The 24,775-nt window shown below is 69.6% G+C and carries 22 protein-coding genes and 1 tRNA gene; 14 read left to right on the top strand and 9 right to left on the bottom strand.

From position 1 onward, the window contains the following. The first annotated feature begins 147 nt into the window (after window positions 1-147). From ACK8OR_RS11345 to ACK8OR_RS11320, 6 genes are all read left to right on the top strand, one after another. Complete coding sequence (locus ACK8OR_RS11345; RefSeq protein WP_410189498.1) at window positions 148-942, top strand: hypothetical protein; 795 nt, start codon at window positions 148-150, stop codon at window positions 940-942. 38 nt (window positions 943-980) lie between these two features. Continuing rightward, window positions 981-1,940, top strand: a complete 960-nt coding sequence (locus tag ACK8OR_RS11340) for an endonuclease/exonuclease/phosphatase family protein (protein WP_410189497.1) — start codon at window positions 981-983, stop codon at window positions 1,938-1,940. Between the two features lie 56 nt (window positions 1,941-1,996). Next, window positions 1,997-3,097, top strand: a complete 1,101-nt coding sequence (gene leuB / locus ACK8OR_RS11335) for a 3-isopropylmalate dehydrogenase (RefSeq protein ID WP_410189496.1) — start codon at window positions 1,997-1,999, stop codon at window positions 3,095-3,097. A 96-nt stretch (window positions 3,098-3,193) separates the two neighbouring features. Next, window positions 3,194-4,192: a DMT family transporter gene (locus tag ACK8OR_RS11330; protein ID WP_410189495.1), complete on the top strand. Its 999-nt coding sequence runs from the start codon at window positions 3,194-3,196 to the stop codon at window positions 4,190-4,192. Between the two features lie 71 nt (window positions 4,193-4,263). Beyond that, window positions 4,264-4,340: transfer RNA gene (locus tag ACK8OR_RS11325), tRNA-Pro, on the top strand. A 61-nt stretch (window positions 4,341-4,401) separates the two neighbouring features. Beyond that, window positions 4,402-5,334, top strand: a complete 933-nt coding sequence (locus tag ACK8OR_RS11320; RefSeq protein WP_410189494.1) for an alpha/beta fold hydrolase — start codon at window positions 4,402-4,404, stop codon at window positions 5,332-5,334. Here the strand turns inward: ACK8OR_RS11320 and ACK8OR_RS11315 are convergent. Continuing rightward, window positions 5,262-6,308 (bottom strand): glycosyltransferase, encoded by a 1,047-nt coding sequence (locus tag ACK8OR_RS11315; RefSeq protein WP_410189493.1) that lies wholly within the window; start codon window positions 6,306-6,308, stop codon window positions 5,262-5,264. The genes ACK8OR_RS11320 and ACK8OR_RS11315 overlap by 73 nt on opposite strands. An 81-nt stretch (window positions 6,309-6,389) precedes the next feature. On the opposite strand from ACK8OR_RS11315, the gene ACK8OR_RS11310 reads away from it, so the two are divergent. Further along, the gene (locus tag ACK8OR_RS11310) at window positions 6,390-9,197 is read left to right on the top strand and encodes a calcium-binding protein (protein ID WP_410189492.1); all 2,808 of its coding nucleotides are present in this window, start codon (window positions 6,390-6,392) and stop codon (window positions 9,195-9,197) included. A gap of 26 nt (window positions 9,198-9,223) precedes the next feature. Further along, a complete protein-coding gene (locus ACK8OR_RS11305; RefSeq protein ID WP_410189491.1) occupies window positions 9,224-10,174 on the top strand; it encodes a hypothetical protein in 951 nt (316 codons plus the stop codon). Here ACK8OR_RS11305 and ACK8OR_RS11300 read toward each other — a convergent pair. Beyond that, window positions 10,171-10,830 (bottom strand): ABC transporter ATP-binding protein, encoded by a 660-nt coding sequence (locus ACK8OR_RS11300; RefSeq protein WP_410189490.1) that lies wholly within the window; start codon window positions 10,828-10,830, stop codon window positions 10,171-10,173. The genes ACK8OR_RS11305 and ACK8OR_RS11300 overlap by 4 nt on opposite strands. Beyond that, the gene (locus tag ACK8OR_RS11295) at window positions 10,827-12,068 is read right to left on the bottom strand and encodes a capsule biosynthesis protein (protein WP_410189489.1); all 1,242 of its coding nucleotides are present in this window, start codon (window positions 12,066-12,068) and stop codon (window positions 10,827-10,829) included. The genes ACK8OR_RS11300 and ACK8OR_RS11295 overlap by 4 nt, the downstream gene beginning before the upstream one ends. Before the next feature lie 52 nt (window positions 12,069-12,120). On the opposite strand from ACK8OR_RS11295, the gene ACK8OR_RS11290 reads away from it, so the two are divergent. Further along, window positions 12,121-12,933, top strand: a complete 813-nt coding sequence (locus tag ACK8OR_RS11290; RefSeq protein ID WP_410189488.1) for an ABC transporter permease — start codon at window positions 12,121-12,123, stop codon at window positions 12,931-12,933. Here ACK8OR_RS11290 and ACK8OR_RS11285 read toward each other — a convergent pair. Continuing rightward, window positions 12,930-15,434 (bottom strand): glycosyltransferase, encoded by a 2,505-nt coding sequence (locus ACK8OR_RS11285; protein WP_410189487.1) that lies wholly within the window; start codon window positions 15,432-15,434, stop codon window positions 12,930-12,932. The two genes, ACK8OR_RS11290 and ACK8OR_RS11285, sit on opposite strands and share 4 nt — an antisense overlap. Window positions 15,435-15,512: 78 nt before the next feature. Here ACK8OR_RS11285 and ACK8OR_RS11280 point away from each other — a divergent pair, with 78 nt between their 5' ends. Next, the gene (locus ACK8OR_RS11280) at window positions 15,513-16,214 is read left to right on the top strand and encodes a fumarylacetoacetate hydrolase family protein (RefSeq protein ID WP_410189486.1); all 702 of its coding nucleotides are present in this window, start codon (window positions 15,513-15,515) and stop codon (window positions 16,212-16,214) included. Here ACK8OR_RS11280 and ACK8OR_RS11275 read toward each other — a convergent pair. Further along, on the bottom strand, window positions 16,198-16,965 hold the full coding sequence (locus ACK8OR_RS11275; protein ID WP_410189485.1) for an SDR family oxidoreductase: 768 nt from the start codon (window positions 16,963-16,965) through the stop codon (window positions 16,198-16,200). The genes ACK8OR_RS11280 and ACK8OR_RS11275 overlap by 17 nt on opposite strands. A gap of 82 nt (window positions 16,966-17,047) precedes the next feature. Here ACK8OR_RS11275 and ACK8OR_RS11270 point away from each other — a divergent pair, with 82 nt between their 5' ends. Further along, a complete protein-coding gene (locus ACK8OR_RS11270) occupies window positions 17,048-18,082 on the top strand; it encodes an L-idonate 5-dehydrogenase (protein WP_410189484.1) in 1,035 nt (344 codons plus the stop codon). Here the strand turns inward: ACK8OR_RS11270 and ACK8OR_RS11265 are convergent. Both ACK8OR_RS11265 and paaZ read right to left on the bottom strand, forming a co-directional pair. Continuing rightward, window positions 18,064-18,807, bottom strand: coding sequence for a PaaX family transcriptional regulator C-terminal domain-containing protein (locus ACK8OR_RS11265; RefSeq protein ID WP_410189483.1), 744 nt, complete (start codon window positions 18,805-18,807; stop codon window positions 18,064-18,066). The genes ACK8OR_RS11270 and ACK8OR_RS11265 overlap by 19 nt on opposite strands. A 9-nt stretch (window positions 18,808-18,816) precedes the next feature. Next, window positions 18,817-20,838 carry a phenylacetic acid degradation bifunctional protein PaaZ gene (gene paaZ, locus ACK8OR_RS11260; RefSeq protein WP_410189482.1) on the bottom strand — a complete coding sequence of 674 codons (2,022 nt, stop codon included), beginning with the start codon at window positions 20,836-20,838 and terminating at the stop codon, window positions 18,817-18,819. A gap of 91 nt (window positions 20,839-20,929) precedes the next feature. Between paaZ and paaI the strand changes: the two genes are divergently transcribed. From paaI to ACK8OR_RS11245, 3 genes are read left to right on the top strand one after another with little or no spacing between them, the layout of a single operon-like run. Further along, a complete protein-coding gene (paaI, locus tag ACK8OR_RS11255) occupies window positions 20,930-21,361 on the top strand; it encodes a hydroxyphenylacetyl-CoA thioesterase PaaI (RefSeq protein ID WP_410189894.1) in 432 nt (143 codons plus the stop codon). Then, window positions 21,358-22,632 (top strand): phenylacetate--CoA ligase PaaK, encoded by a 1,275-nt coding sequence (paaK, locus tag ACK8OR_RS11250; RefSeq protein ID WP_410189481.1) that lies wholly within the window; start codon window positions 21,358-21,360, stop codon window positions 22,630-22,632. The genes paaI and paaK overlap by 4 nt, the downstream gene beginning before the upstream one ends. Continuing rightward, on the top strand, window positions 22,632-23,216 hold the full coding sequence (locus ACK8OR_RS11245; RefSeq protein ID WP_410189480.1) for a TetR/AcrR family transcriptional regulator: 585 nt from the start codon (window positions 22,632-22,634) through the stop codon (window positions 23,214-23,216). Before paaK ends, ACK8OR_RS11245 begins: the two co-directional genes overlap by 1 nt. On the opposite strand, the gene ACK8OR_RS11240 is transcribed toward ACK8OR_RS11245, so the two are convergent. Further along, the gene (locus ACK8OR_RS11240) at window positions 23,213-24,268 is read right to left on the bottom strand and encodes a 2Fe-2S iron-sulfur cluster-binding protein (protein WP_410189479.1); all 1,056 of its coding nucleotides are present in this window, start codon (window positions 24,266-24,268) and stop codon (window positions 23,213-23,215) included. The two genes, ACK8OR_RS11245 and ACK8OR_RS11240, sit on opposite strands and share 4 nt — an antisense overlap. After that, window positions 24,268-24,756: a 1,2-phenylacetyl-CoA epoxidase subunit PaaD gene (paaD, locus tag ACK8OR_RS11235; protein ID WP_410189893.1), complete on the bottom strand. Its 489-nt coding sequence runs from the start codon at window positions 24,754-24,756 to the stop codon at window positions 24,268-24,270. Before paaD ends, ACK8OR_RS11240 begins: the two co-directional genes overlap by 1 nt. Window positions 24,757-24,775: the final 19 nt, after the last annotated feature.

Below are 24,775 nucleotides of genomic sequence, written 5' to 3'. Positions count from 1 at the left end.
GGTTGAGGCGAGAATGAGGCAGTCACCCATCATAAGGGTGTGATCTTGGAACAAGGGTTCGGCACGTACCGGACCCGTCCATTAAGGATCGATTGGGCAGTGATTTCGCAGCTACCAGGTGCGTGCATCCGTGCGGTGCTCGTCGTGATGATGGTCCTTGCTCCATCGCTGCTGCTGCCTCAGGCGGATCCCCAGGTCACGGACGCCACGGTTCTGATCGCGATCTTCGCGGCGGTCTTCGTGATCGTCGAATACGGCTCGACCTATCCGGGGCTGATCGAATTCCGCGCCGCCCCCCCGTTCAACCGCGTCCGCTTCGCCATGTTGGCGATGACGCTCCTGCTGACCTCGATCATGTGCGCCGGACAGGCCGATCCCACGACCCTGTCGCGGCTGTTCCACGCCATCGGCATCCTTCTGGGCGAGTCGATGGATTTCGCATTCAGCCCGATCCGGCTTCTGATGTGGCTCCTCCCCGATGGCACCACCCTGTCCGAGGCCACGCTGATCCGGTCGGCGGCGGGCCTCGCCTACCTGGTGTCGCTGGTCGCGCTGACGGTCTTCGCGATCCTGATCCGGGTGCGCGGCTGGCCCTCGCCCACCGGCAGCTTCAACGTCTGGATCAACCTTCCCACCTTCGATCCCACGGCGGGCGCGGACGTGGTGGTCCGCCTCAAGCGCGACGGGGCCGTTAACATCCTGTTAGGGGTTCTGCTGCCATACATCACGCCGCCGCTGGCCGTCTTCATCGCGAATTCCTACGGGGTCTCGATGCTGGACAACCACCTTCTGACGGTCTGGATGATGTCGCTATGGGCCTTCCTTCCCGCCTCGCTGTTCCTGCGCGGAATCGCCATGCGGCGGCTGGCCCTGATGATCTCGAAGAAGCGCAGCCGTTTCGCCGAAACCGGCGCGGGCGACCCCGCCTTCCTGCCGGCCTGATCGCGGCGACCCTCGCGGTGCTGCTCGGGGGCACCGCCGTGGCCGAGACCCTGCGCATCGCGACCTTCCATTCGGGCCTCGGCCGCCGTGGGCCGGGCCTGATGCTGCGCGATCTCGCGGCTGCGCGCGATCCGCAGGCCGAGGCCGCGCTCGATGTTATCGCGCAAGCCGCGCCGAACGTCGTCCTGCTTCTCGACATCGACTGGGACCTCGATGGTGCGGGGCTTGCCGCGCTGACCGACCGTTTGGCCGAGCACGGGCTCGATTATCCGCATCGCGTTGCCCTGAAACCGAATTCCGGCATCCCGTCGGGGATCGACATCGACGGTGACGGCACCGATGACCGGGCGCGGGATGCCTTGGGCTATGGCCGCTTCACGGGCGACAGCGGCCTGACGCTCCTGTCGGATCGGCCCTTCGGTCGGATCACCGACCATTCCGGCACACTCTGGTCGGCGCGCTCGGACGCGGTTGCCGTCCTGCCCGAGGCGGCGCATGCGGTCGTACCGCTGGCGACGACGGCGCAATGGGTGGTCGAGCTGGGTGACCTCACGCTGATCACCCTGTCGGCGGGAACGCCGGTATTCGACGGCCCCGAGGATCGCAACGGCAAGCGAACGGCGGATGAGCTGGCCTTCGTGGCCGAGCTGGCCGGGGCGGCGCCGCACCCGGTCGTGCTGGGGCGCGGCAATGTCGATCCCGTGGATGGCGACGGCCCCCGCGCCGCGATGCGCGCATTGCTCGACCATCCGGCCCTGCAGGATCCCGTCCCGCGCGGCGCGGGCGGCGGCGGGGCCGGGCATGCTGGCGATCCCGAGCTGGATACCGTCGCCTGGGAGGGACCGGGCCCGCTCCGCGTCGACTACGTCCTGCCCGGCGCATCGCTCGACATCCGGGCCTCGGGCGTCCTCTGGCCCGCGCCGGAGGATTCCTTCGCCGACACGGTGGCCGCCGCGGGCACCGGGCGGCTGGTCTGGGTCGACATCGCACTTCCTTGACCCTTCGGAAGGGGGCGACTACGCCCGTGCCGATCCCAACGAGAGGCCTGCACGCGATGACCAATTCCCTTCTGATCCTGCCGGGCGACGGCATCGGCCCCGAGGTCATGGCCGAGGTCCGGCGCGTCATCGACTGGTTCGAGGCCAAGCGCGGTCTGTCCTTCGAGGTGTCCGAGGATCTGGTCGGCGGCTGCGCCTACGACAAGCACGGCACGCCGCTCCACGACGACACGATGGCCAAGGCGCAGGAGGTCGATGCCGTTCTGCTGGGCGCCGTGGGCGGCCCGAAATACGACGACCTCGACTTCAGCGTGAAGCCCGAGCGGGGACTGTTGCGCCTGCGCAAGGAGATGGACCTGTTTTCGAACCTGCGCCCGGCGCAGTGCTTCGACGCGCTGGCCGACTTTTCGTCGCTGAAGAAGGAGGTCGTCGCGGGCCTCGACATCATGATCATTCGCGAGCTGACCTCGGGCGTTTATTTCGGCGAGCCGCGCGGCATCCACAAGGAAGGCAACGAGCGGGTCGGCATCAACACCCAACGTTACACCGAGTCCGAGATCGCGCGCGTCGCCCGCTCGGCCTTCGAACTGGCGAAGAAGCGGTCGAACAAGGTCTGCTCGATGGAGAAGGCCAACGTGATGGAATCGGGCATCCTCTGGCGCGACGTCGTCCAGGAAATCCACGACGCGGAATATCCCGAGGTCGAGCTCAGCCACATGTATGCCGATGCGGGCGCGATGCAGCTGACGCGATGGCCCAAGCAGTTCGACGTGATCGTGACCGACAACCTGTTCGGCGACCTATTGTCGGACCTGGCCGCGATGCTGACGGGCTCGCTGGGCATGCTGCCCTCGGCCTCACTGGGGCTTCCGATGGCGAACGGGCGGCCCAAGGCCCTCTACGAGCCGGTGCACGGCTCGGCCCCGGACATCGCCGGGCAGGGCAAGGCCAATCCGATCGCCTGCATCCTCAGCTTCGCGATGGCGCTGCGTTATTCGTTCGACGAGGGCGCGCATGCCGACCTTCTGGAAGGCGCGGTCCAGCAGGTGCTGGCCGACGGTGTGCGCACGGCCGATCTGATGGGCCCCGATGGCGGCACGCCCGTCTCGACGACCCAGATGGGCGATGCCATCCTCGCGGCGCTCGACGCCGCCTGATCCGGACGGGCGCGCCGGCCCCCGGGCCGGACGCGCCCGTCCCGACCCACCGCGACCCTTGGGAGGGGGGCGCGGATCCAATCGAAGGAACTCCCCATGGGCGACAAGGCCTCTCCGCTTCCCGGCATTATGATGGCGCTGGGCGCTTTCGCGCTATTCTCGGCGCATGACGTGGCGATCAAGCTTCTGGGCGGAAACGGTTACGCGGTCTTCCAGATCGTGTTCTTCAGCGTGCTTTTCAGCTTCCCGCTGGCGGTGGTGATGCTGCTCCGCGACGATTTCGAGGGCAACCTGAAGCCGCGCCATCCATGGTGGACCGCGCTCCGGACGGTGTCGGCGGTCATCACGGGCATGACGATCTTCTACGCGTTCACGGTGCTGCCCTTGGCGCAGACCTACGCCATCATCTTCGCGTCGCCGCTGATCATCACGATCCTCTCGATCCCGGTCCTGGGCGAGAAGGTGCGTCTGATGCGCTGGGCGGCCGTCATCGTCGGCCTGATCGGTGTCATGATCGTGCTGCGTCCGGGCTCGGTCGAGCTGGGGATCGGTCATGCGGCGGCATTGACCGGCGCGTTCTTCAGCTCGCTGGCCTCGGTCATCGTCCGCAAGATCGGCCGGGAGGAGCGGGCGGCGGTTCTGATGCTCTATCCGATGGTGGCCAACTTCGTCGTCATGGGCGCATTGATGCCGCTGGTCTACCGCCCGATGCCGGTCGAGGATCTCGGGCTCTGGGTCCTCGTGGCGGCGGGCGCCTTCATCGCCAGCCTGATGATGATCCAGGCCTATCGGCGCGCCGATGCCGTGCTCGTGGCGCCGATGCAGTACTCGCAGATCATCTGGGCCGCGCTCTATGGCTGGCTCTTCTTCGGCGAGACGATCGACGGAGGCACCGCGATCGGGGCGTCGGTGATCATCGCATCGGGCCTCTTCATCGTGTTCCGCGAGGGGCGCGGCAACTCGGCGACGACGCCGGTGCTGCGGACGCGGTCGCGGGCCGAGACGGGAACGAACCTGCGGATCGGTCCGATGCTCACGCGTGCCGAGCGCGATGCCCATGCCGTGCCGCCGCCCGCCACCGCGACACGGGATTAGCCCTTGCCACGGCGCGGGCCGCGCCGTATCTGCCGCCCCTGTCGGACGCATCGCGTCCGTCGCCCAACGGTCGGGCAGTGGCGCAGCCTGGTAGCGCACCTGCTTCGGGAGCAGGGGGTCGGAGGTTCGAATCCTCTCTGCCCGACCAACGGGATACCCTCTCGTGATCGTCGCATCCCCGTGTCATCCTGCCCGCCAGGAGCCGCCCGATGTCCATGCCCGATCCCGCCGCCATCCTCGCCGCCGCCGCAGATGCACCGGGGTTCTTCGACGGGTTCGACGCACGGGTGATCCCGGTCGGCGACGGCCATGTCTTCTGCCGGATCGGCGGGTCCGGTCCGCCGATCCTGCTGCTGCACGGCTACCCCCAGACGTCGGCGATGTGGCACCGGATCGCGCCGGTCCTCGCACGGACGCATACCGTGATCTGCGCCGATCTCCGGGGCTATGGCCGCTCGGCCAAGCCGCCGACCGATGCCGACCACGCGCCCTATTCCAAGCGCGCGATGGCGGGCGACCTGCTGGGGCTGATGGATGCGCTGGGGCATGATCGGTTCCTTGTGGGTGCGCATGACCGGGGCGCGCGGGTCACGCATCGTCTAGCGGCCGATCATCCGGGTCGCGTCCGGGCGCTGGCGACGCTCGACATCGCGCCGACGCGCGAGATGTACGCGACGGGCGACAGTGCCTTCGCGGCGACCTATTGGCATTGGTACTGGCTGATCCAACCCGCGCCCTTCCCCGAGACGCTGATCGGGCACGATCCCGACGCATACTGGGTCCGGAAGTGCTGCACCGGGTCGGCGGGGGCCACGCCGTTTGTCCGGCCCGCGCTCAAGGAATATCTCGACGCCTTCCGCGATCCCGCGACGATCCATGCCAGTTGCGAGGATTACCGCGCCGCCTGGGGTATCGACATCGCCCATGACGATGCCGAGCAGGGGAAATTGCCGATGCCGCTCCTGGCGCTGTGGGGGAGGGACGGCGCGATCGAGCGGCATTTCGATTGCCTCGCCCTCTGGCGACGGCGGGCGTCGGACGTGACGGGCCAGGCCATCGCCGGGGGCCATTATCTGGCCGAAGAATGCCCCGACGCGGTGCTGGCGGCCTGGACGCCGTTCTTCGAGGGCGCGCCCGCGTAGATCCCGAGCCGTCCCGCCCGTGCCGCCAGACGCAGCGCGGCCGTCTCGAGGCCGGAGCGGCGACGGATGCCGAGGCGGCGCAGGGTCGCGGCCGTCGGGTCCGCGCGCACACGCTCGATCAGGTGGCGCGCCTGGGGCGTCAGCTGCGCGTCGCGATCCAGGAGAGCCGCGCAGTTCGCGGCGAGCCAGCGCCCGAACGTCCCGTCGACAAGGCGGCGCAGCCGGGTCGCACCAGCTGCAAGCCCGCCCGGCGCGCCGAGGACGTTGGAATCGTGCTGCCGGTAGTCGAGCACGGCGCGGCGGTCGATCCGGATCTCTCCGCCGATGGCCCGCGTGAACTGCGCCAGCCACCAGTCGTGGAACGGCACGTCGCGCCGGGGGCACGGTCCCGCGCGCAGGGCCGCCACCAGCGCCGGGTTCAGCATCGCGGTATGCCCCGAGACCGCGTTCTGCGCCATGAGAGACGGCAGGTCGGTCGCGGCAGCGCGCCGGACGGGGCCACCCGTCGCGCGCCCATCGGCATCGACGACGCGCCATCCCGCCCCGTAGATCGCGGGGCCACGCGTGCCATTCAACCCTTCGATCGCGCGGATCAGTTTCGACGGATACCAGACGTCGTCCTGATCGCAGAGCGCCACATGCGTCCGCGGCCCGAGCGGAAGCGAAGCATGGCAGAGTTGCGTCAGGAAGTTGCCAGATGCGCCACAATGCGCCCCCTCGACGACATTGACACGGTCCGTGCCACCCATCCGATCCGCGAAGTCGTCGAGGATCGCGCGCGTGTCGTCGCGCGACCCGTCATCCCCCACCCAGAGCCGCCAGCCCTTGTGGGACTGGGCCGCGAGACTGGCCAGTTGCGCGGGAAGGTGGGCCGCGCCGTCGCGCGTGGCCATGACGATTAGGACGTCGGGGGGCGGTCGGGCGATGCTGCGCTCCTCGTGACGAATTGGCGTAAAATCCGCGGTCAGGGGCATGATGCCGCCTCCGCCCTAACAAATCCTCACCATCCCGGCGCGCGATCCCGGCTGCATCGACCAGCACGGGGCACACGCATCATGACCAGCATCGACCATATCGAGACCTACACCCGCGGCGACGTCTCGCTGATCCGCAACATCACCGACATGGACATCCACTCCGTGGGCGGGGTGGACCGGCTCTACGTCGTGACGACCGTGGGGGGCGGGCGATCGACCTGGGACCTCGATGGCGGGATGGCGGTCCGATCGGCCCGGCTCGATTCGGGCTACGGGCTGTCCCATACCGTCCAGCTGGAGGCGATCACCATCGACGGCAACGACGTGATGGTCGCCTTCTCGCGCGCGATGCCCGGCCTCGACGGCCATATCCTCGACCAGATCGGCCGCCTGTCGCAGATCGACGGCGCCACGGGGACCGGCGGGGATGCCTTCACCGCGATGGCTTTCGTGTCCACGACCAGCGGCGCAACCCTCCTGACGGCGGATGCGTCGGGAACGCTCCAGGGCTGGCAGATGGATGCGGCGGGCGCGATGACCCGGACGGCGACCTTCCAGACCGAGGGCATCGACATCCCGGCCATGGCGCAGGTGGAGGTCGGCGGCGCAACCGTGATCCTCGCCATCTCGCGCGATGGCAACACCGTCGGCAGCTTCACCGTCGATGCCGCGGGCGGGCTTGCGGCGGGTGACGTGGCGGGGATCGGCGCGGGCGAGCTGCCGGTCAACGGCCTCTCGGCACTCGCGACGACGACGGTGGGCGGCACCGCTTATGTCGTGATCGGCGCGGCGGGCAGCAACTCGCTCTCGGTGATGGAGGTCGGCGCGGATGGCCGGCTCGCCGTGACCGATCACGTGCTCGACGGGCGCGAGACGCGCTTCGAAGGCGTCGCCGCCATCGAAACGGTCGAAGCCGACGGCCGGGCCTTCGTGATCGCGGGCGGGTCCGATGACGGCGTGTCGCTGCTGGAACTCCTGCCGGACGGACGGCTCCTGCATCTGGCGCAGGTGGCCGACCAGCTCGACACGACGCTGCAGAATGTCGGGACCATCGCCGCGTCCGTCCAGAACGGCGCGATCGAGATCTATGTCAGCAGCACCACCGAGGCCGGGATCACCCGCTTCTCCGTCGATCTCGCGACGCTGCCCCGTGTCCTGCAGGACGGCGACGGCTCGGGCACCCTCGTGGGCGGCACGGGCGCCGACATCTTCGTGCTGACCGCCGACGATCAGCCGGATACGGTGACCGGCTTCAATATCGCGACCGACCGCCTCGATCTTTCGGCCTGGACGAACCTCCGGGGCACCGATCAACTCGACCTGCAGCGCAACTCGGTCGGGGCGACGATCACCTATGGCGACGAGGTGCTGGTCATCCGCTCGCATGACGGCGCGGGTCTCGAGGTCGACGATCTGCGCGCCGCCATCGACCTGCCGCTGTCGCATTACGAGACGGCGGTGCGCGACCTGTCGGGGACGACGGGCAATGACAGTATTCTCGGCACAGCCGAGAACGACGCGATCTCGGGCGGCGACGGGTTCGATACGCTCGTCGGATCCGATGGCAGCGATGCGCTGGCGGGCGGTGCCGGTCAGGACGAACTCCGGGGTGGCAACGGTGACGACAGCCTGTCGGGCGGCAGCTGGGCCGACACGCTCTACGGCGATGCGGGGAACGACACGCTGCGCGGGGATGACGGCAACGACGTGATGTTCGGCGGCGCGGGCGACGATCTCCTGGATGGCGGTTTGAACACCGACACGATTTCCGGGGGCGACGGCGCGGATCGCATCTTCGGCGGCGACTGGTCGGACAGCCTGGCGGGCGACGCGGGTGACGACACGCTGGATGGCGGACAGGGCAACGACACGATGGACGGCGGCCTCGGCCACGATGTCATCACCGGGGGCGAGGGCTACGACCGGATCTATGGCGGCGACGGCGACGACACGATCGACGGCGGCGTGGGCGCGGACCAGATCTGGGGCGGTGCGGGCCAGGACCGGATCGTCGGGGGAAGCTGGTCCGACATCCTGCACGGCGACGGGGGCGACGATTACCTCAGCGGCGGCGACGGCACGGACCAGCTCTTCGGAGGGGTGGGGAACGACACGCTTCTGGGCGGCGAAGGTCAGGACGTCATGCATGGCGATGCCGGCGACGACCTCCTTTTCGGTGATACCTGGTCGGACATGCTTTATGGCGGCGCGGGTCGCGACACGCTGGACGGCGCCACGGGCGACGACAAGCTCGAGGGCGGTGACGGCGACGACCTCCTCCTGGGCGGGGACGGATTCGACAGGCTGCTGGGCGGCGCGGGCAACGATACCATCGAGGGCGGAGAACAGCGTGACCGGCTGGAGGGCGGGGACGGCGACGACGATCTCGACGGCGGCGGCTGGAACGACATGATGTTCGGCGATGACGGCAATGACGCAATGCGCGGCGGGCATGGCGATGACGGCCTGTCCGGCGGCATGGGCCATGACAGCATCTGGGGCGACGACGGGCGCGACCAGCTCTATGGCGGCGGCGGCAACGATCTTCTGCACGGTGGCACCTGGGCCGACGAGCTCTATGGCGGGTTCGGCGACGACACGCTGTCGGGCGATGCCGGTGGCGACCTTCTGCTGGGCGGCGGTGGAGCCGACACCTTCCGCTACGACGCGGGCCACGACCGCATCGTCGATTTCGACCCCACCGTTGATCGGCTGCTGTTCGATGCGGCGCTCTGGAACGGCCAACGCCCGGACCAGGCCGCATTCGACGCCAAGGCCGAGGTCGTCGGGGGCGACCTGCTCCTGTCGTTCCACGATTTCGACAGCCTGACTTTGGAAGGGATCACCTCGACCGCCGGTCTGAGCTACGACGTCGCGGCGTTCTAACCGTTCGTTAACCTATCGAGTGCGACATGGTGGAGATGGCAAAGCTCTACCTCCATATCGGCGCGCACAAGACCGGCACGACCGCCCTTCAGGGGGCGTTCGACGCGGGCCGTGCCACGCTGGCGCGCCACGGCGTCGCCTACCCGCGGGCTTGCTGGTATCATCACGCGCAGCACCGCATCGCCTTCGCGCTCAAGAAGATGGCCGACAGCGTGCTGGGCGATGTCCCCGATTTCGACGCCGAGCTGGCCGAGCTCGAGGCGGTGCTGGACGGGGTCGCGGTGGCGGTGATCTCGTCCGAGGAGTTCTTTGCGCTCACGCCCGACCGGATCGTGCGGTTGCGCGACGGTCTTGCCGCGCATGACGTGCATGTCATTGCCACCGTCCGGCGGCCCGACACGATGTTCCTGTCGATCTACAACCAGAAGGCCAAGCAACCGGGCAACGGGTTCGGCCGCATGGTGTCGGCCTTTCTCGACAGGCCCGAAACGCTGGATGGCGACATTTCCGCGGGGCGCTGTCTCGGCGGCTGGCTCGACGTGTTCGGGGCCGACCGGGTCACGGTCCTGCGCTACGAGGACGGTCCCGCGGTCCCGCAGATGCTGCGCTGTCTCGGCTTGCCGAAGGATCTGGACCTGCCCGCGGGGTCTGCCAATGCAAGCCTGCCCGGCGCGGGCGTCGAGGCGATGCGGCTGGCCAAGGCCCTGAAGTTCTCGACCGAGGCGCAGCGCAACCTGCTGGTGGTCGCGCATCACACCTTCGCGGGATACCCGCCCTATTACATGAGCCTCGAGGATCGCCGCCGCATCGTCGCCCTGTTCGAGGCCGAGAATGCCGCCCTCTTCGCGCGGGTGGGGCAGGACAACCCTTATACGCCCGACATCGTTTCGGTTCGGGACGACACGCCGCGCCCGAACATCCGGATGCGCGACCTGATGGCCCTTCTGGGCGAGGTGCTGGACGACCCGGCCCGCTAGGCGGGGGCAAGGTTCGCCTCGTGGGCCGCGATCGCCTCCTCGAGATCGTCGAACCAGGTCAGGCGCCCGTCCTCGAGCACGGCGCCCGCGTCGCAGATCTGCCGGATCAACGGCATCGCGTGGCTGACGACGATGGCCGACGCGTTCTCCATTCGGGCCGACAGGACCTCGGACGAGCGGCGGCGGAACGCCGCGTCGCCGACCGACGTGACCTCGTCCACGAGATAGGTGTCGAAGGGCACCGCCATCGACGCCCCGAAGGCGAGTCGTGAGCGCATCCCCGCCGAGTAGGTCCGGACCGGCTGGTGGAGATGGGCCCCGAGCTCGGCGAAGTCGGCCACGAAGGCGACCATGGCCGAACTGTCCACACCGTAGATCCGGGCGATGAAGCGGGCGTTCTGTGCGCCCGTCAGGTCGGGGTGGAACGCGCCCGCGAACCCCACCGGCCAGCTGATCGTGCCGGTCGCGCGGATGCGACCCGCATCGGGGAGGAGCGTGCCCGCGATCATCTGGAGAAGCGTCGACTTCCCCGCACCATTGCGCCCCAGAAGGGCGACGGACCGCCCGGTGGGAAAGGTCGCTGTCATGTCGCGGGCGACGATCTTTTCGGTCGGCCCGGTGCGGAACCGCTTCTGCAACGCGTCGAGCCGGATCATCGCCGGTCGCGGAGCGCGTAGACGACGAGAACGATGGTGGCCCAGCCGAGAAAGGCGAAGAGCCCGACCATCGCGGCAATCATCCCCCGTCTGGGAAAGCGCGCCGCCTCGGGGACCGTCGGTTCGACATGGGCGGCGAGGTAGCGGTTCTGGGCCCGTGCCTCGGCGCGGGCGGCCGCGTGGGCGGCGAGTGCTGCAGTGTAGCTGTTTTCGGCGAAGCGGCGATCGACCTGCAACCGCTCGTATTCGCCGACGACATCGGCCAGCGCCGCGCCGTCGCCGGTGCCCATCTTGCCGCGCTCGGCAGCGATGCGGGAACGGATGACCTCGACCGTCAACTCGGCCTGGGCCAGCCTCGGATCGCCCGCGCGGGTGCGCTGGCTCAGGAGGTCCTGTTCGATCAGTGCGGCGGCGAGCCGGCCCTCCAACTCGCCGATGAGGGCGGTCTGCGTTCCGGCCTCGGCGCCCGGATCCACCAGTCGGTTGCGGTTGCGGAAGGCGGTGACGGCGGCGCGGGCATCCTTGAGCGCTTCGACCGCCCCGTCCAGTTCGACCCGCGCCAGCCGGATCGCATCGGCCTGCGCCGTATCCGACAGCGCGTTGACGAGATCGGTGCCCCGCGCGTGGATCGCCGTGGCGATGGACGTCGCATCGGCCGGCGTGAAGGCCAGCGTGCGCACTTCGATCAGGCCGGTGCCCGCGTCGTAGGAGGTGCGCACCATGCGGCCCCAATGGTCCACGAGATCCTCGATCGTGCCGGGCGCGTCATAGGCGAAGATCGGATCGTTCGCGGGGCGCGACCAGATCGCGCGGAGGTCGAGCGCCGCGTCGATCTCGGCGACGATTCGCTGGGACGCGATGTATTCGTAGAGGATGTCGGCATCCGCGCTGCCCGAGCCGCCGATCTCGGTGATGCCGCCAAGCAGCTGCACCGCCGACGGCGCATCCTCGGCCCGGACCGAGAAGGCGACGGTCGAGGCGTATTGATCGGCGGCGCGCGCGTGCAGGTACCACGCGGACAGGGCCGTCGGCGCGACGACGAGGGCGAGAAAGCTGAGGAAGACGGCGATATGACGCCCCCGCCTGCGCGCCAGCGGGGCGGGCGGGGCGACGGGCCGGGGCGGCTGCGGCACGGGCCGTAACGCCCCCGCGGCCGGCATCGCCACGACCTGCCGCGGCCCCGCCGGGGCGGGCATCGCGGCGGGCGGTCGGGCGGCCTCGGGGCGGGACATCGTCATGATCCGACCATGCCTCACCAATCGTTAAGGCTTCGTATGCCATAGCTCGACGATGGCAGAACCGGTCTCCCCTCCCGCCCTGCGGGACCTTGGCGGCGGGCGTCGATGGGGCAGCGCCCGGACCATCGGCGCGCTGATCCTGCGCGAGATGACGACGAGCTACGGGCGCTCGCCCGGCGGCTATCTCTGGGCGGTGATCGAACCCGTCGCCGCGATCGCCGTGCTGACGGGGCTCTTCGCGCTGGCGTTCCAGGCGCCGCGCCTCGGCACCAATTTCCCGATCTTCTATGCCACGGGCGTCATCCCCTTCCTGATGTTCACCGATCTTGCGGGAAAGACGGCCGCGGCGCTGACCTTCTCGAAGGCGCTGCTCGCCTATCCAAGCGTGACCTTCGCCGACGCCATCATCGCGCGGTTCGCGCTGAACCTCGCGACGCAGGTGATGGTCGCGGCCATCGTCCTCGCGGGGATCCTGTGGGCGTTCGACACGCGCACCGCACCCGATCTGGGGCTGATCGTGCTTGCGCTCGCGATGGTGGCGGTCTGCGCGCTGGGCGTCGGCGTGGTGAACTGCCTGCTTTTCACGCTGCTTCCAGTCTGGCAACGTGTCTGGAGCATCGCAACGCGTCCCCTCTTTCTTCTGTCCGGCGTGCTCTTCGTCTTCGACGACGTGCCCGCGCCCTATGACGACTGGCTCTGGTGGAACCCGCTGATCCACGCCGTCGGCGTGATGCGGCGGGCGTTCTACTTCAACTATGCCGGCGAGTACGTCTCGGTGGCCTACGTGGTCGGGCTGGGCATGGGACTGACGGTGACTGGCCTTCTGTTCCTGCGCCGCTACCACCGTGTCCTTCTGAACCGCTAGAGCATCGCGTCGAGCCACGCCTCCGGCGTCGCGTCCAGATCGAGGAGGCCGCCCGGAGCGCCCAGCTCGGTCGCGTTCCGGACGGCCTCGCCCTGCGCGCCCAGTGCGAAGGCATGGACCGGCAGGCCGGTGGCGAGCGCCTCGTGGGTGGTGAAGGAGAAGGTCTCGGGACAGATCGACGGGATCAGCCACCGGTCGATGCCATAGCGCGCCACGAGGTCGGGCAGATCCTCGATCGCGTAGGTGCCGTGGACGGTGGCATCGCCGGCGAGCGCGTGCCCCGGCGCGATGTTCCCCAGAAGGACCAGCCGCGCGCCGCCGCGTCCGGCGATTGCCTCGCTCAGCTGTGACAGAACGCGCGCGCCCTTCACCGGGTCGATATTGCCGAGCACGCCGATGACCGGCGGGCCCTCGGGCGCGGGCAGGCGCGGGATCGGGTGCGGCAGGGCGTGCGGTCGGATCGTGATCCGTGCCGCAGCCACGGGGTAGGCGGCGGCGACAATGTCCCGGCCCGAAGGCGAGAAGACCCGGATCTCGGCGGCATGCGCCATCAGTCGACCCCACCGCGCGCGCCATTCGTGCAGGGAGACCACGACACCGTCGGACCCGCGATAGAGATGGGCGGGATCGGTCGATGTGGCCTCGGGCACGCCCCGGAACACGCCGTCGCCATCCATGAGGTTGAACGACGGGCCGAGCGGGAAATAGTCGTTCATCAGGACGGTCAGCCGCCCGCCATCGGCCAGATCGATCAGGCGATCCGGCAGCGCGACGGGGTCGCGTTCGCCGACGCCGCAGCCATAGATTACGTGGCGGTTCCCGAGCGGGGACAGCAGGGCCTCGATATCGTCGAACAGGTCGGTCTCGCCGGCGGCCATCCCGTCCGATCCGTGGAGTTCGAGCCGCCAGCGGGCCGCGCCGCCCACCCGCAGCACCAGCGCGCCGCCCCGCCGGGTCACGTCCTCGGCAATCAGCCCGCGCTGCACGGTCTCGGCGCCGCCGCCCATCGCGTGGGCCAGGTAGATCGTCACCGGGCGCGGGTCGGCCCCGAGCTCGGCGATCCCGAGGGCCAGGCGCGTAGTTGCGAGCGGGTCGCGCGCGATGAAGGCCTGCACCTCGGCGTCGTAGCGCGGGTAGCGCGCGGTGATCAGCCGTCCGGCGCGTGCGATCATCGCCAGCTTCTCGTCGCCGAAGGACTGGCCGCCGCGATGCTCGACGAAAAGCCGGGACTGGGCGACATGACGGCCGCCCAATGCACGGGCCCTCTGGCACCAGTCGACCTCCTCGCCATAGCCGCGCCCGAAGGCCGTATCGAGGCGCGGAATCCTGTCGAGGAATCGGCGCGACATCGCCATGCAGAACCCGACACCGGTGGGCGCCTCGACCGGCACGGGCGCGGAGAGCGTGCGTGCGCGCGCGTCGATCGCATCTGCCGCGCCCGGCGTGATATCGTGGCGAACACAAAGGCGGGGCTGGGTGAAGATTTCGGCATCGTTCGACATCGGCGTGACGGTCGCGACGCGGGGATCATGGAGCGGGGCCACGAGGCGGCTGGCCCAACCGTCGGGCACGAGCGCGTCCGAGTTGAGGAGCACGACGTCTTCGCCCCGCGCCCCGGCGACGGCGAGGCCGCGATTGACCGATCCGATGAAGCCCAGGTTGGACGCGTTCTCGAGTAGGGTAACCTGCCCGTCGGGGCGTGCCGCCGCCCACGTCCGCAGCCAGGGCCGCACCCGGTCGTCGGGTGAGCAATCCTCGATCGCCACGAGATGCCAGGGCAGGTCGGTGTGGCGCAGCACCCGGTCCAGCGCCTCCTGCAGGAGGTCGAAGGCATTGTAGACCGGCAGGACGATGCAGATCGGGCGCGTGCTTGCCGGGTCCGGCGGCGCCGGGCGGAGGATCCCGGGGTCGATGCGGCTGGTGTCGATCTGCGCGGGTCCGAGCCCGAGCAGATCGCGCACCCGGCTCCGGGCCGCGATGTCGCGCCGGGCGACCCAGCGGAGTGCGGCGGGCGTGGCGCGGGTCGCGGCCTTGACGAAGGGCCAGGCGGTGTCGCGGAGCGCGGCCCGGCGGTCATCTTCGGTAAAGGCCGGAAGGGGGATGTCGAGCGCGGTACCGTCCGCACAGGTGATGCGGAGCGCGTGGTCCTGCGGCGTCCATGGCATCGAAACCGACCAGCCGGGTGCTGCCCCCGGATCGAGGCCCAGTTCGGCCGTCACGTCGGGCCGGGGGATCGACGGCACGACCGCGCGCGACGCATCGGGCGATGCCAGTACCACCTCGCGCGCGCGGGCCCAGCCGTCGACATGGATGCGATGTCCGGCATAGCGAATCCTGTCGACGAAGCCGACAATGCGGTCGTCCGGGCCGACGACGGGAAAGCCGTCGAGATGCATCGTCATATGCGCGCCGGCATAGCGCAGGAAGATCTGCCACGGCAGGCCGGCCACGGCCGGCACCCGCAGGCGTTTCCGGCGCGGTGCATCCACGATCAGGCTCATCGGCAAACTCTCCCGGAGGTTCGGCCGGTCGCATCATGCGGTCGGCTTCCATGCGGGCATCGTGTAGGAAGAAGGTTAATGAACTACGTCATCCCCGCGCCGATCCGCCCCGCCATCGCCGTCGCCGACACCGACGCGCGGTTTCCGCTGCGCCGCATCTTCTGCGTCGGGCGCAACTATGCCGCCCATGCGCGCGAGATGGGGCGCGACCCGGACCGCGAGCCGCCTTTCTTCTTCACCAAGCCCGCGGATGCGGCCGTCACCGCGACAGGCGTGATATCCTATCCGCCGGATACGTCCGACCTGCATCACGAGGTCGAGCTGGTGGTTGCGCTTGGCTCCGGCGGCACGGACCTATCGCCCGAGGCGGCGCTCGGCTGCATCTGGGGTGCGACGGTCGGCATCGACCTGACCCGCCGCGACCGCCAGCAGGAGGCCAAGGACGCGCGACGGCCGTGGGATTGGGGCAAGGCCTTCGACGCCTCCGCGCCGCTGGCGCCGCTGATGCCGATGGCGTGGGTGCCGTCGCTGACCCGGGGCGCGATCCGGCTCTCGGTGAATGGCGACCTGCGGCAGTCGGGCGACCTGTCGGAGATGATCTGGCCCGTGGCCGAGACGATCGCCTTCCTGTCGCGCTCGATGGCGGTGTCGGCGGGCGACCTGATCATGACCGGGACGCCTGCGGGTGTGGGCGCATTGGTCCCCGGCGACCGGGTGGAGGCCGAGATCGAAGGGCTCGCGGCCCTCTCCTACACGGTCGGGCCTAGAGCGACGCCGTGATCCCGCCATCAACGTAGAGCGTCGTCCCGTTGACGAAGCTGGACGCGTCCGAGGCGAGGAAGATGCAGGCGCCGACCAGCTCCTCGACGCGGCCCCAGCGCCCGGCGGGCGTGCGCTTCGACAGCCATGCGGTGAACTCCGGGTCGTCCACGAGGGCTTGGTTCAGCGGGGTCTCGAAATAGCCGGGGGCCAACGCGTTGCATTGCAGCCCGTGCTGCGCCCAGTCGGTCGCCATGCCCTTCGTCAGGTTGCCGACGGCACCCTTGGTCGCGGTGTAGGGCGCGATGCCGGGCCGGGCGAGGGCGGTCTGGACCGACGCGATGTTGATGATCTTGCCCGCGCCGCGCCCGATCATGTGCCGCGCGACGGCCTGTCCGACGTGGAAGACGCTGGCGATATTGGTCTGGAGCAGGCGCTCGAACGCATTCGCCGGGAAGTCCTCCAGCGCGGTGCGGTGCTGCATCCCAGCGTTGTTGACCAGGATGTCGATGGGGCCGGTTCCGGCCTCGAACCCGTCGATGGCCGTGCGGACCGCGTCGTGGTCGGTCGCATCGAACGGCAGCGTGTCGACCGTCGCCCCGGTCTCGCGGAGCGTCGCGGCGGCGGCGTCGAGCTTGCCCGTGTCACGTCCGTTCAGCACGATCGCCGCGCCCGCCGCCGCCATGCCGCGGGCCAGCGCCAGCCCGATCCCCTGGCTCGATCCCGTCACGAGGGCGCGCGTGCCGGTCAGGTCGAAGAGGTCGGTGCTCATGGGCATATCTCCAAGGGCCTCGACGGTCGCGGCCGGACCTGTTTGTGTGATCGTCATCCGCGACAAGTCAACCGGAGGCCCCATGCGCGCCATCGTCATCCACGCCGCCCGCGACCTGCGCATCGAGGATCGGGCCGATCCCGGCGACCCCGGTCCGGGTCAGGTGCGCATTGCGATGGCGGCGGGGGGCGTCTGCGGCTCGGACCTGCATTACTTCAACCATGGCGGCATCGGCGACACGATCCGCCTGCGCGAGCCGATGATCCTCGGCCATGAGGTCTCGGGCCATGTCGAATCGATGGGCGAGGGCGTCGATCTCGCGGTCGGCGACCTGGTCGCGGTGTCGCCGTCGCGGCCTTGCGGTGCGTGCGCGTATTGCCTGCGGGGCCAACCCAACCATTGCCTGAAGATGCGGTTCTACGGCTCGGCCATGCCGTTCCCGCATATCCAGGGCGCATTCCGCCAGACCCTGATCGCCGAGGCCGCGCAATGCGCGCCCGCAGGCGATCTCAGCCCCGGCGAGGCGGCGATGGCCGAGCCGCTGGCCGTCTGCCTGCACGCGGTGCGGCAGGCCGGAGGGCTGGTCGGGCGCTCGGTCCTGGTGACGGGCTGCGGGCCGATCGGCCTGCTGACGATCCTGGCCGCGCGGCGCGCCGGGGCGGACCGGATCGTGGCGACCGACCTCGCCGCCTTCCCGCTGGAGATGGCGCGGGCGGCCGGGGCCGACGAGGTGCTGAATATGGCCGAGGATCGGGACGCACTCGCGCCGTTCGCCGAAGGAAAGGGCACGATGGACGTGGCGTTCGAATGCTCTGGCGCGGGGCCCGCGCTGGCCGGTGCCATCGCTGTGCTGCGACCCGGCGGGACGCTGGTGCAGCTGGGCCTCGGCGGGGACATGAACGTGCCGATGCAAGTTCTGACGGCGAAGGAACTGTCGCTTCGGGGCAGCTTCCGCTTCCACGAGGAGTTCCACACCGGCGTCAGCCTGATGCGGAAGGGGCTGATCGACGTGGCTCCGCTCATCACCCACACGCTGCCGCTCGACGATGCGCTGGCCGCGTTCGAGGTGGCGGGCGACCGCAGCCAGGCGATGAAGGCTCAGATCGCGTTCGCCTGAACCGCTGCCTCGAGCGCGGGCAGGGGCGGTCGGGGCAGGCGATCGAGCAGGGCCGTCGCGCCCTCGCGGGCGGTGGCCCCCGCCCAGCCATCGGGATGGAATGCGTCGGGCAGGCCCGTGGCCCGCAGCGCGATCCGCCGCCAGTCATGCACGATCAGCACGCGAACGACCGCCACGCCCAGCGGATCGAGCGGCGGCAGCGTCTGCTCCGCGAGCGCCGCAAAGGCCTGTGCCACGCGCGTGGTCTCGGCCATGAGGTCTGGCGACACGGTCGCGCGCCGCATCCATTCGGGCGGGGGGCGGTCGAGGTGGATCGCATGACCCGTCGGGCGGGCCGAAAGCCCCATCTGCGGCGTCACCCAGAGTGTGTCCGGCACGGCCCCGTCCTCGTCGAGCACGAGATAGCCCGCATCCGGCACCGCGGGGCGATAGATCGACGGCGCCGCCGCCCGCGTCTCGGCCGCGCCGCGCGCCGTTAGCCCGTAATCGGTCGTCCGACCGGAGCGGTGGCTCTCGATCCAGCCTTCCTTCCGGAGCCGGTGCAGCGCCACGCGCACGGCTTCGGGACGAAAGCCGATCTCGGCCCCGATCCTGCGCAGGAGTGCGCCGCTGATCCGGTCGACGCCTGTCGGAGCCAGATCGCCGAACACGGTCACGAGGACGGACCAGACGCGTGGGCTCTGACCGGCGGTCAGGATCTGGACGATGCGGTCGAGGTCGGACATGCCCCCGGTCTAGGCGGTCGCCCCGCCCCGCGCCACCATCGTCAGAAGGTCGTAGGTCGCCACGGTGTCCCCCGCATCGTCGGTCACGGTCACGTCCCAGCGAACTTCGCCGTAGTCGTCGGTGCGGGGCGTCTTGGCCTTGACCGTCAGGGTCACCCGGATCGCGGTACCCGGCACGACGGGCTTCTGGAAACGCAGCGCGTCGAGGCCGGTATTGGCCAGCACGGGGCCTTCGTCGGGATCGACGAAGAGGCCCGCCGCAAAGGAGAGCAGCAGGTATCCATGCGCCACACGACCCGGGAAGAACGGGTTCCGGGCCGCGGCTGCGTCATCCATATGGGCATAGAAGGTATCGCCCGTGAAGGCGGCGAAATGGGCGATGTCGTCCGAGGTGACGGTGCGCGGACCGGTCTCGAGCGTCTCGCCGATTTCGAGCGCGTCGAAGCTGCGTCGGAACGGGTGCGCGGGGCCGTCATGGGTGCGCGCACCGGCGAAGTGGCGGCCCGCGATGGCAGCGATATGCGTCGGACTGCCCTGCACGGCGGTGCGTTGCATGAAATGCATCACGCCGCGGATGCCGCCCAACTCCTCGCCGCCACCGGCGCGGCCCGGCCCGCCATGCACCATGTGCGGCATCGGCGCGCCGTGGCCGGTGCTCTGGTCCATGCTGTCGCGGTCGTTGAAATAGATCCGCCCGTGCCACGCCGCCATGCCCAGCATCGCCCGCCGTGCGACCGCCGGATCGTGCGTGATGACCGACGCCACGAGACTGCCTTGGCCCCGGTTCGCCAGCGCGATGGCATGATCCAAGTCCCGGCAGGGCATCACGGTCGAGACGGGGCCGAACGCCTCGCGCGCATGGACGGCGCGGGCGCCATCGGGGTCGTCGCAGCGGAGCAGGATCGGCGCCAGCAAGCCGCCGGGCCGGTCCTCGTCCGGGCCGGTCACGCGACGCGTCTCGCCCCCCAGTGCCGCGACGCAGTCCAGCACGTCGGTCTTCTGCTCTTCGGAGACCAGCGCGCCCATCCGGGTGGCCTCGTCGCGCGGGTCGCCCACGATGACGCGGTCGAGCTTGGCGCGCAGGGCCTCGGTCAAGGCGTCGATCTGCGTTTCGGGGGCGATGATCCGGCGGATCGCGGTGCATTTCTGGCCCGCCTTGGTCGTCATCTCGCGCACGGCCTCGGTCACGAAGAGGTCAAATTCCGGTGTGCCCGGAACGGCATCGGGCCCGAGGATCGAGGCGTTGAGACTGTCCTGTTCGGCCGTGAACCGCACGCCCCGGTCGAGGAGATTGCGGTTGCCGCGCAGCTTGGCCGCCGTCGCCGCCGAGCCGGTGAAGCCCACGACATCCTGGGGACCCAGCCGGTCAAGCATGTCGCCGAGGCCCCCCGCGACCATCTGGAGCGTGCCCTCGGGCAGAAGGCCCGAGTCGAGCATGATCCGCACCGCCGACTCGGTCACGTAGCAGGTCGCGGTCGCCGGCTTCACGATGGAGGGCATCCCCGCGAGGAAGGCGGGCGCGAACTTCTCGAGCATCCCCCAGACGGGAAAGTTGTAGGCGTTGATCTGGATCGCCGCGCCACGCAGGGGCACGCAGACATGCTGGCCGATGAAGCTGCCGTCACGGCTGAGCTGTTCGGGTCCGCCGTCGAGATAGACCTTCTGGTCCGGCATCTCGCGCCGACCCTTCGAGGCGAAGACAAATGTCGTGCCGATCCCGCCATCGATGTCGAAGACATGGTCCTTCCGCGTGGCCCCGGTCGCATAGCTGACCTCGTAGAGCGCGTCCTTGTGGGCCGTGAGGTGCTGGGCCAGCGCCTTGAGGATGCGGGCGCGGTCGTGGAACGTCATCTCGCGCAGCGCGGGGCCGCCGACATCGCGGGCGTGGTCCAGCAAGGTCTGCACATCCACCGCGCCGTCCCCCGCCAGCGCGATGGGTGCACCCGTCGCCGCATCCGCGATGGTGCGCGCGTCCGCGCCGGGACCGATCCAACGACCGGCGGCGAAGCTCTCGACCCGTTGCAGCGACATGACGATCCTCCCCGGATGGCTCGCGTCTATCGTTGACCGATCGGTCGGTTATGTGCAACCTCCGCGGCATGGGGGAGGGATCATGGCCGAGATGACCGCCGAGGACCGCGCCGCGCGCGCGGCAGACACCATGTGGGCGGATGACGCCGCTTCCGCCTGGTTCGGAATGGAGCGCGTGGCTGTATCCGAAGGCACCGCGACGCTGCGCCTGACGGTGGCGCCGCATCATTGCAACGGCCACGGCACCTGCCATGGCGGGGTGATCTTCAGCCTCGCCGACAGCGCCTTCGCCTTCGCCTGCAATTCGCGCAACCAGGCCACGGTCGCACAGGCGGCACAGGTCAGCTTCCTGGCGCCCGGCCGTGCCGGGGACGTGCTGACCGCGACCGCGCGCGAGGTGTCGCTCAATGGGCGCTCGGGCCTTTACGACGTGACCGTGACGCGGGCGGACGGGACGAACATCGCCGAGTTCCGAGGCATGTCCCGCGCGATCCCCGGCCAGCTCTTTGAGGAGACGACATGACCCCCCTCGACCCGATCGAGACCGCCCCCCGTGCCGAGATCGAGGCGCTGCAACTCGACCGCCTGCGCGCCACGCTGGCCCATGCCTACGGCCATGTCCCCCACTACCGCGCGGCCTTCGACGCGGCGGGGGTGCACCCGGACGATCTGACGACGCTGGCCGACCTTGCGCGCTTTCCGTTCACCGTGAAGGACGACCTGCGCCGGGCCTATCCCTTCGAGATGTTCGCCGTCCCGCGCGAACGCATCGCCCGCATCCACGCGTCCTCGGGTACCACCGGCAAGCCCACGGTCGTCGGCTATACCGCCCAGGATATCGAGACGTGGGGCAACCTTGTCGCCCGGTGCCTGCGCGCGGCCGGCGTGCGCGCGGGCGACATCGTCCACAATGCCTACGGCTACGGCCTCTTCACCGGCGGGCTGGGCGCGCATTACGGGATCGAGAAGCTGGGGGCGACGGTCATCCCCATGTCCGGCGGCCAGAGCGCGCGGCAGGTCCAGTTGATCGAGGACTTCCGCCCCCGCGCGATCATGGTGACGCCCAGCTACATGCTGAACCTCCTCGAGGAATATCACCGGCAGGGTCTCGACCCAAGGGCCTGCCCCATCGAGATCGGCATCTTCGGGGCCGAGCCCTGGACCCCCGCCATGCGCGCCCAGATCGAGGCGGCCTTCGACATGGACGCGGTCGATATCTACGGCCTGTCGGAGGTGATGGGCCCCGGTGTCGCTCAGGAATGCGTCGACACGAAGGACGGGCTGCATATCTGGGAAGATCACTTCCTGCCCGAGATCATCGACCCCGCGACAGGCGAGGTCCTCCCCGACGGGTCCGAGGGCGAGCTGGTCTTCACCACGCTCACGAAGGAGGGGATGCCCGTCATACGGTACCGCACGCGCGACCTAACGACGCTGATGCCCGGCACGGCGCGGACGCACCGGCGGATGGCCAAGATCACGGGGCGCAGCGACGACATGATCATCCTGCGCGGCGTCAACGTCTTTCCGACCCAGATCGAGGAGCGGGTGCTCGCGGTACCCGGCCTCGCCCCATATTTCCAGATCGAGCTTCTGCGCGAAGGCGCGATGGACGCCATGCGCGTCCACGTCGAATGCGCGCCCGGCGGCGATGCCGAGGCCTGCGCCGCCGCGCTGACCCGCGGGATCAAGGACATGGTCGGCATCTCCTGCGCGGTGGTCGTCTTGGACCCCGGCGGGGTCGAACGCAGCCAGGGCAAGGCCCGCCGCGTCGTCGACAACCGGAACGCCTGATGGGGCGCTCCGTCGCCCGCGACCACGACGACAAGCGCCGCGCGATCCTGAAGGCCGCCGCCCGCGTCTTCGCCCGCGACGGCTTCGCGCGCGCCTCGATGGCGGGGATCGCCGCGGAATGCGGGATCTCGAAGGCGAACCTCTATCATTACCACGCGGGCAAGGACGGCCTTCTCTTCGACCTTCTCGACGCGCATCTGTCGGACCTGCGCGACCGCTTTGCCGCGGTCGACCTGACCGGCCCCGACCCGCTGCGCGCGCTGCTGACCGACCTTCTTCTGGCCTATGAGGGGCGCGACGACGAACACCGCATCCAGACCGAGGCGATGACGCTCGTGACACCTGCCCAGGCCGCGATACTGCGGGGATATCAGCGCGACATGGTCGCGCACCTATCGGGTGTCCTCGCCGCGCAGGCACCGTGCCTCGATCGTGGCGCGCTGCGGGACGCGACCATGAGCGTGTTCGGCATGGTGAACTGGTTCTATCTCTGGTCGCCGAGGGCCGACCGCGCGGCCCGGATCGCCTATGCCAAAACGGTGGCAGACATCGCGCGCGGCGGGGTCGGCGCGATCGGGGCCTAGTGCCCGGTATAATACTCCAGCGCGATCCGATCGCTCAGCGGGTAGGATTGGCACGAGAGGACATAGCCGCCCTCGACCTCGTAATCCTCGAGCGCGTGGTTCTGCACCATCTCGACCTCGCCTTCCGTAACGCGGCACATGCAGGTCGAACAGACGCCCGCCTTGCAGGCGAAGGGCGCATCGATCCCCGCGGCGAGCGCGGCTTCGAGGATCGTCTGGTCGCGGTCCATGCTGATCGTCTCGGTCGCCCCTTCGAGGGTGATCGCGACTTGGGTGGGCTTGGCCGCCACGTCGGCCCTCGGGCGCTGGGCCACGCGCCCCGGCTGACCGCTGGCGAAGAGTTCGAAGCGGATCGCGTCCTCGGGCAGACCGTGATCCTTCAGCGCCGCCGCGATGGCCAGCATCATCGGTTCGGGTCCGCAGATGAAGGCGAGATCGACGGTGTCGATGGCCACCCACTGCCGGAAGAGCGCGGCGCATTTCTCGCCGTCCACCCGCCCGGTGAAGAGGTCGATCTCCTGCGCGTCCTGTTCGAGGATGTGGACCACCGCGAGTCGCGTGAGATAGCGCGACTTCAGGTCGTCGAGCTCGTCGCGGAACATGATCGTGTTCACGGCGCGGTTGGCGTAGATCAACGTCGCCCGCGACCCCGGCTCGCGGTCCAGCACGGTCCGCAGGATCGACAGGATCGGTGTGATCCCCGACCCACCAGCGAACAGGAGGTAATGCCGCTCGGCATCGGGCGCGATGGCCGCGTGGAACCGCCCCATCGGCGGCATCGCCTGCACCGTGTCGCCGACGGCCAGCTCGGTATTGGCCCATCCCGAGAACGCCCCGCCCTCGACCCGCTTGATCCCGACCTGCAGCGGCTCGCCGGGAGCGGCGCAGATCGAATAGCTGCGCCGAAGCTCGGTGCCGTCGAAGTCGCGCCGGAAGGTCAGGTACTGGCCCTGGGTCCAGTCGAAGCCGTCGGGCGCGTCCAACGTGACGACCACCGCGTCGCGGATCGTCTTGCGGATATCGGTCACGGTGAGGTCGTGGAAACGGGCCATCAGATGCACTTGAAGTAGTCGAAGGGCTCAAAGCACCCGTCGCAGCGCCACTGCGCCTTGCAGGGGGTCGAGCCGAACTGGCTGATCCGGGTGACGTCCCCGCTGCCGCAGCGCGGACAGGCATTGGGGCCGCCCGCGGGCGAGGGGGGTGCGATGCCGTAGCGGCGCAGCTTCTCGCGGCCGGTGTCGGTCATCCAGTCGGTCGTCCAGGGCGGGTCCAGGCGGATCCGCAGGTCCGGCTCCAGTCCCGCGCCGCGCAGTGTCATATCGATGGCGAGCGTGATGGCGCTGGTGGCCGGGCAGCCGGAATAGGTTGGCGTGATCTCGACGCGCGCGTGGTCTCCGTCGAGCGCGGCGCCGCGGACGATGCCGAGATCGGTGATCGAGAGGACCGGGATTTCGGGGTCCGGGATGCCCGTCAGAAGCGCCCAGAGTTCGGCATCGCTACGGGGCGTCGGACTGCCCGGCCCGGTCGCCGCCCCGGCCATGCTGCCGGGCACGGGGGCG

The sequence above is a fragment of the Jannaschia halovivens genome, assembly GCF_046452375.1.
GTDB lineage: Bacteria > Pseudomonadota > Alphaproteobacteria > Rhodobacterales > Rhodobacteraceae > Jannaschia > Jannaschia halovivens.
The sequence above is the reverse complement of the archived record's forward strand: the minus strand, read 5'-3'. Positions and strand labels throughout refer to the sequence as shown.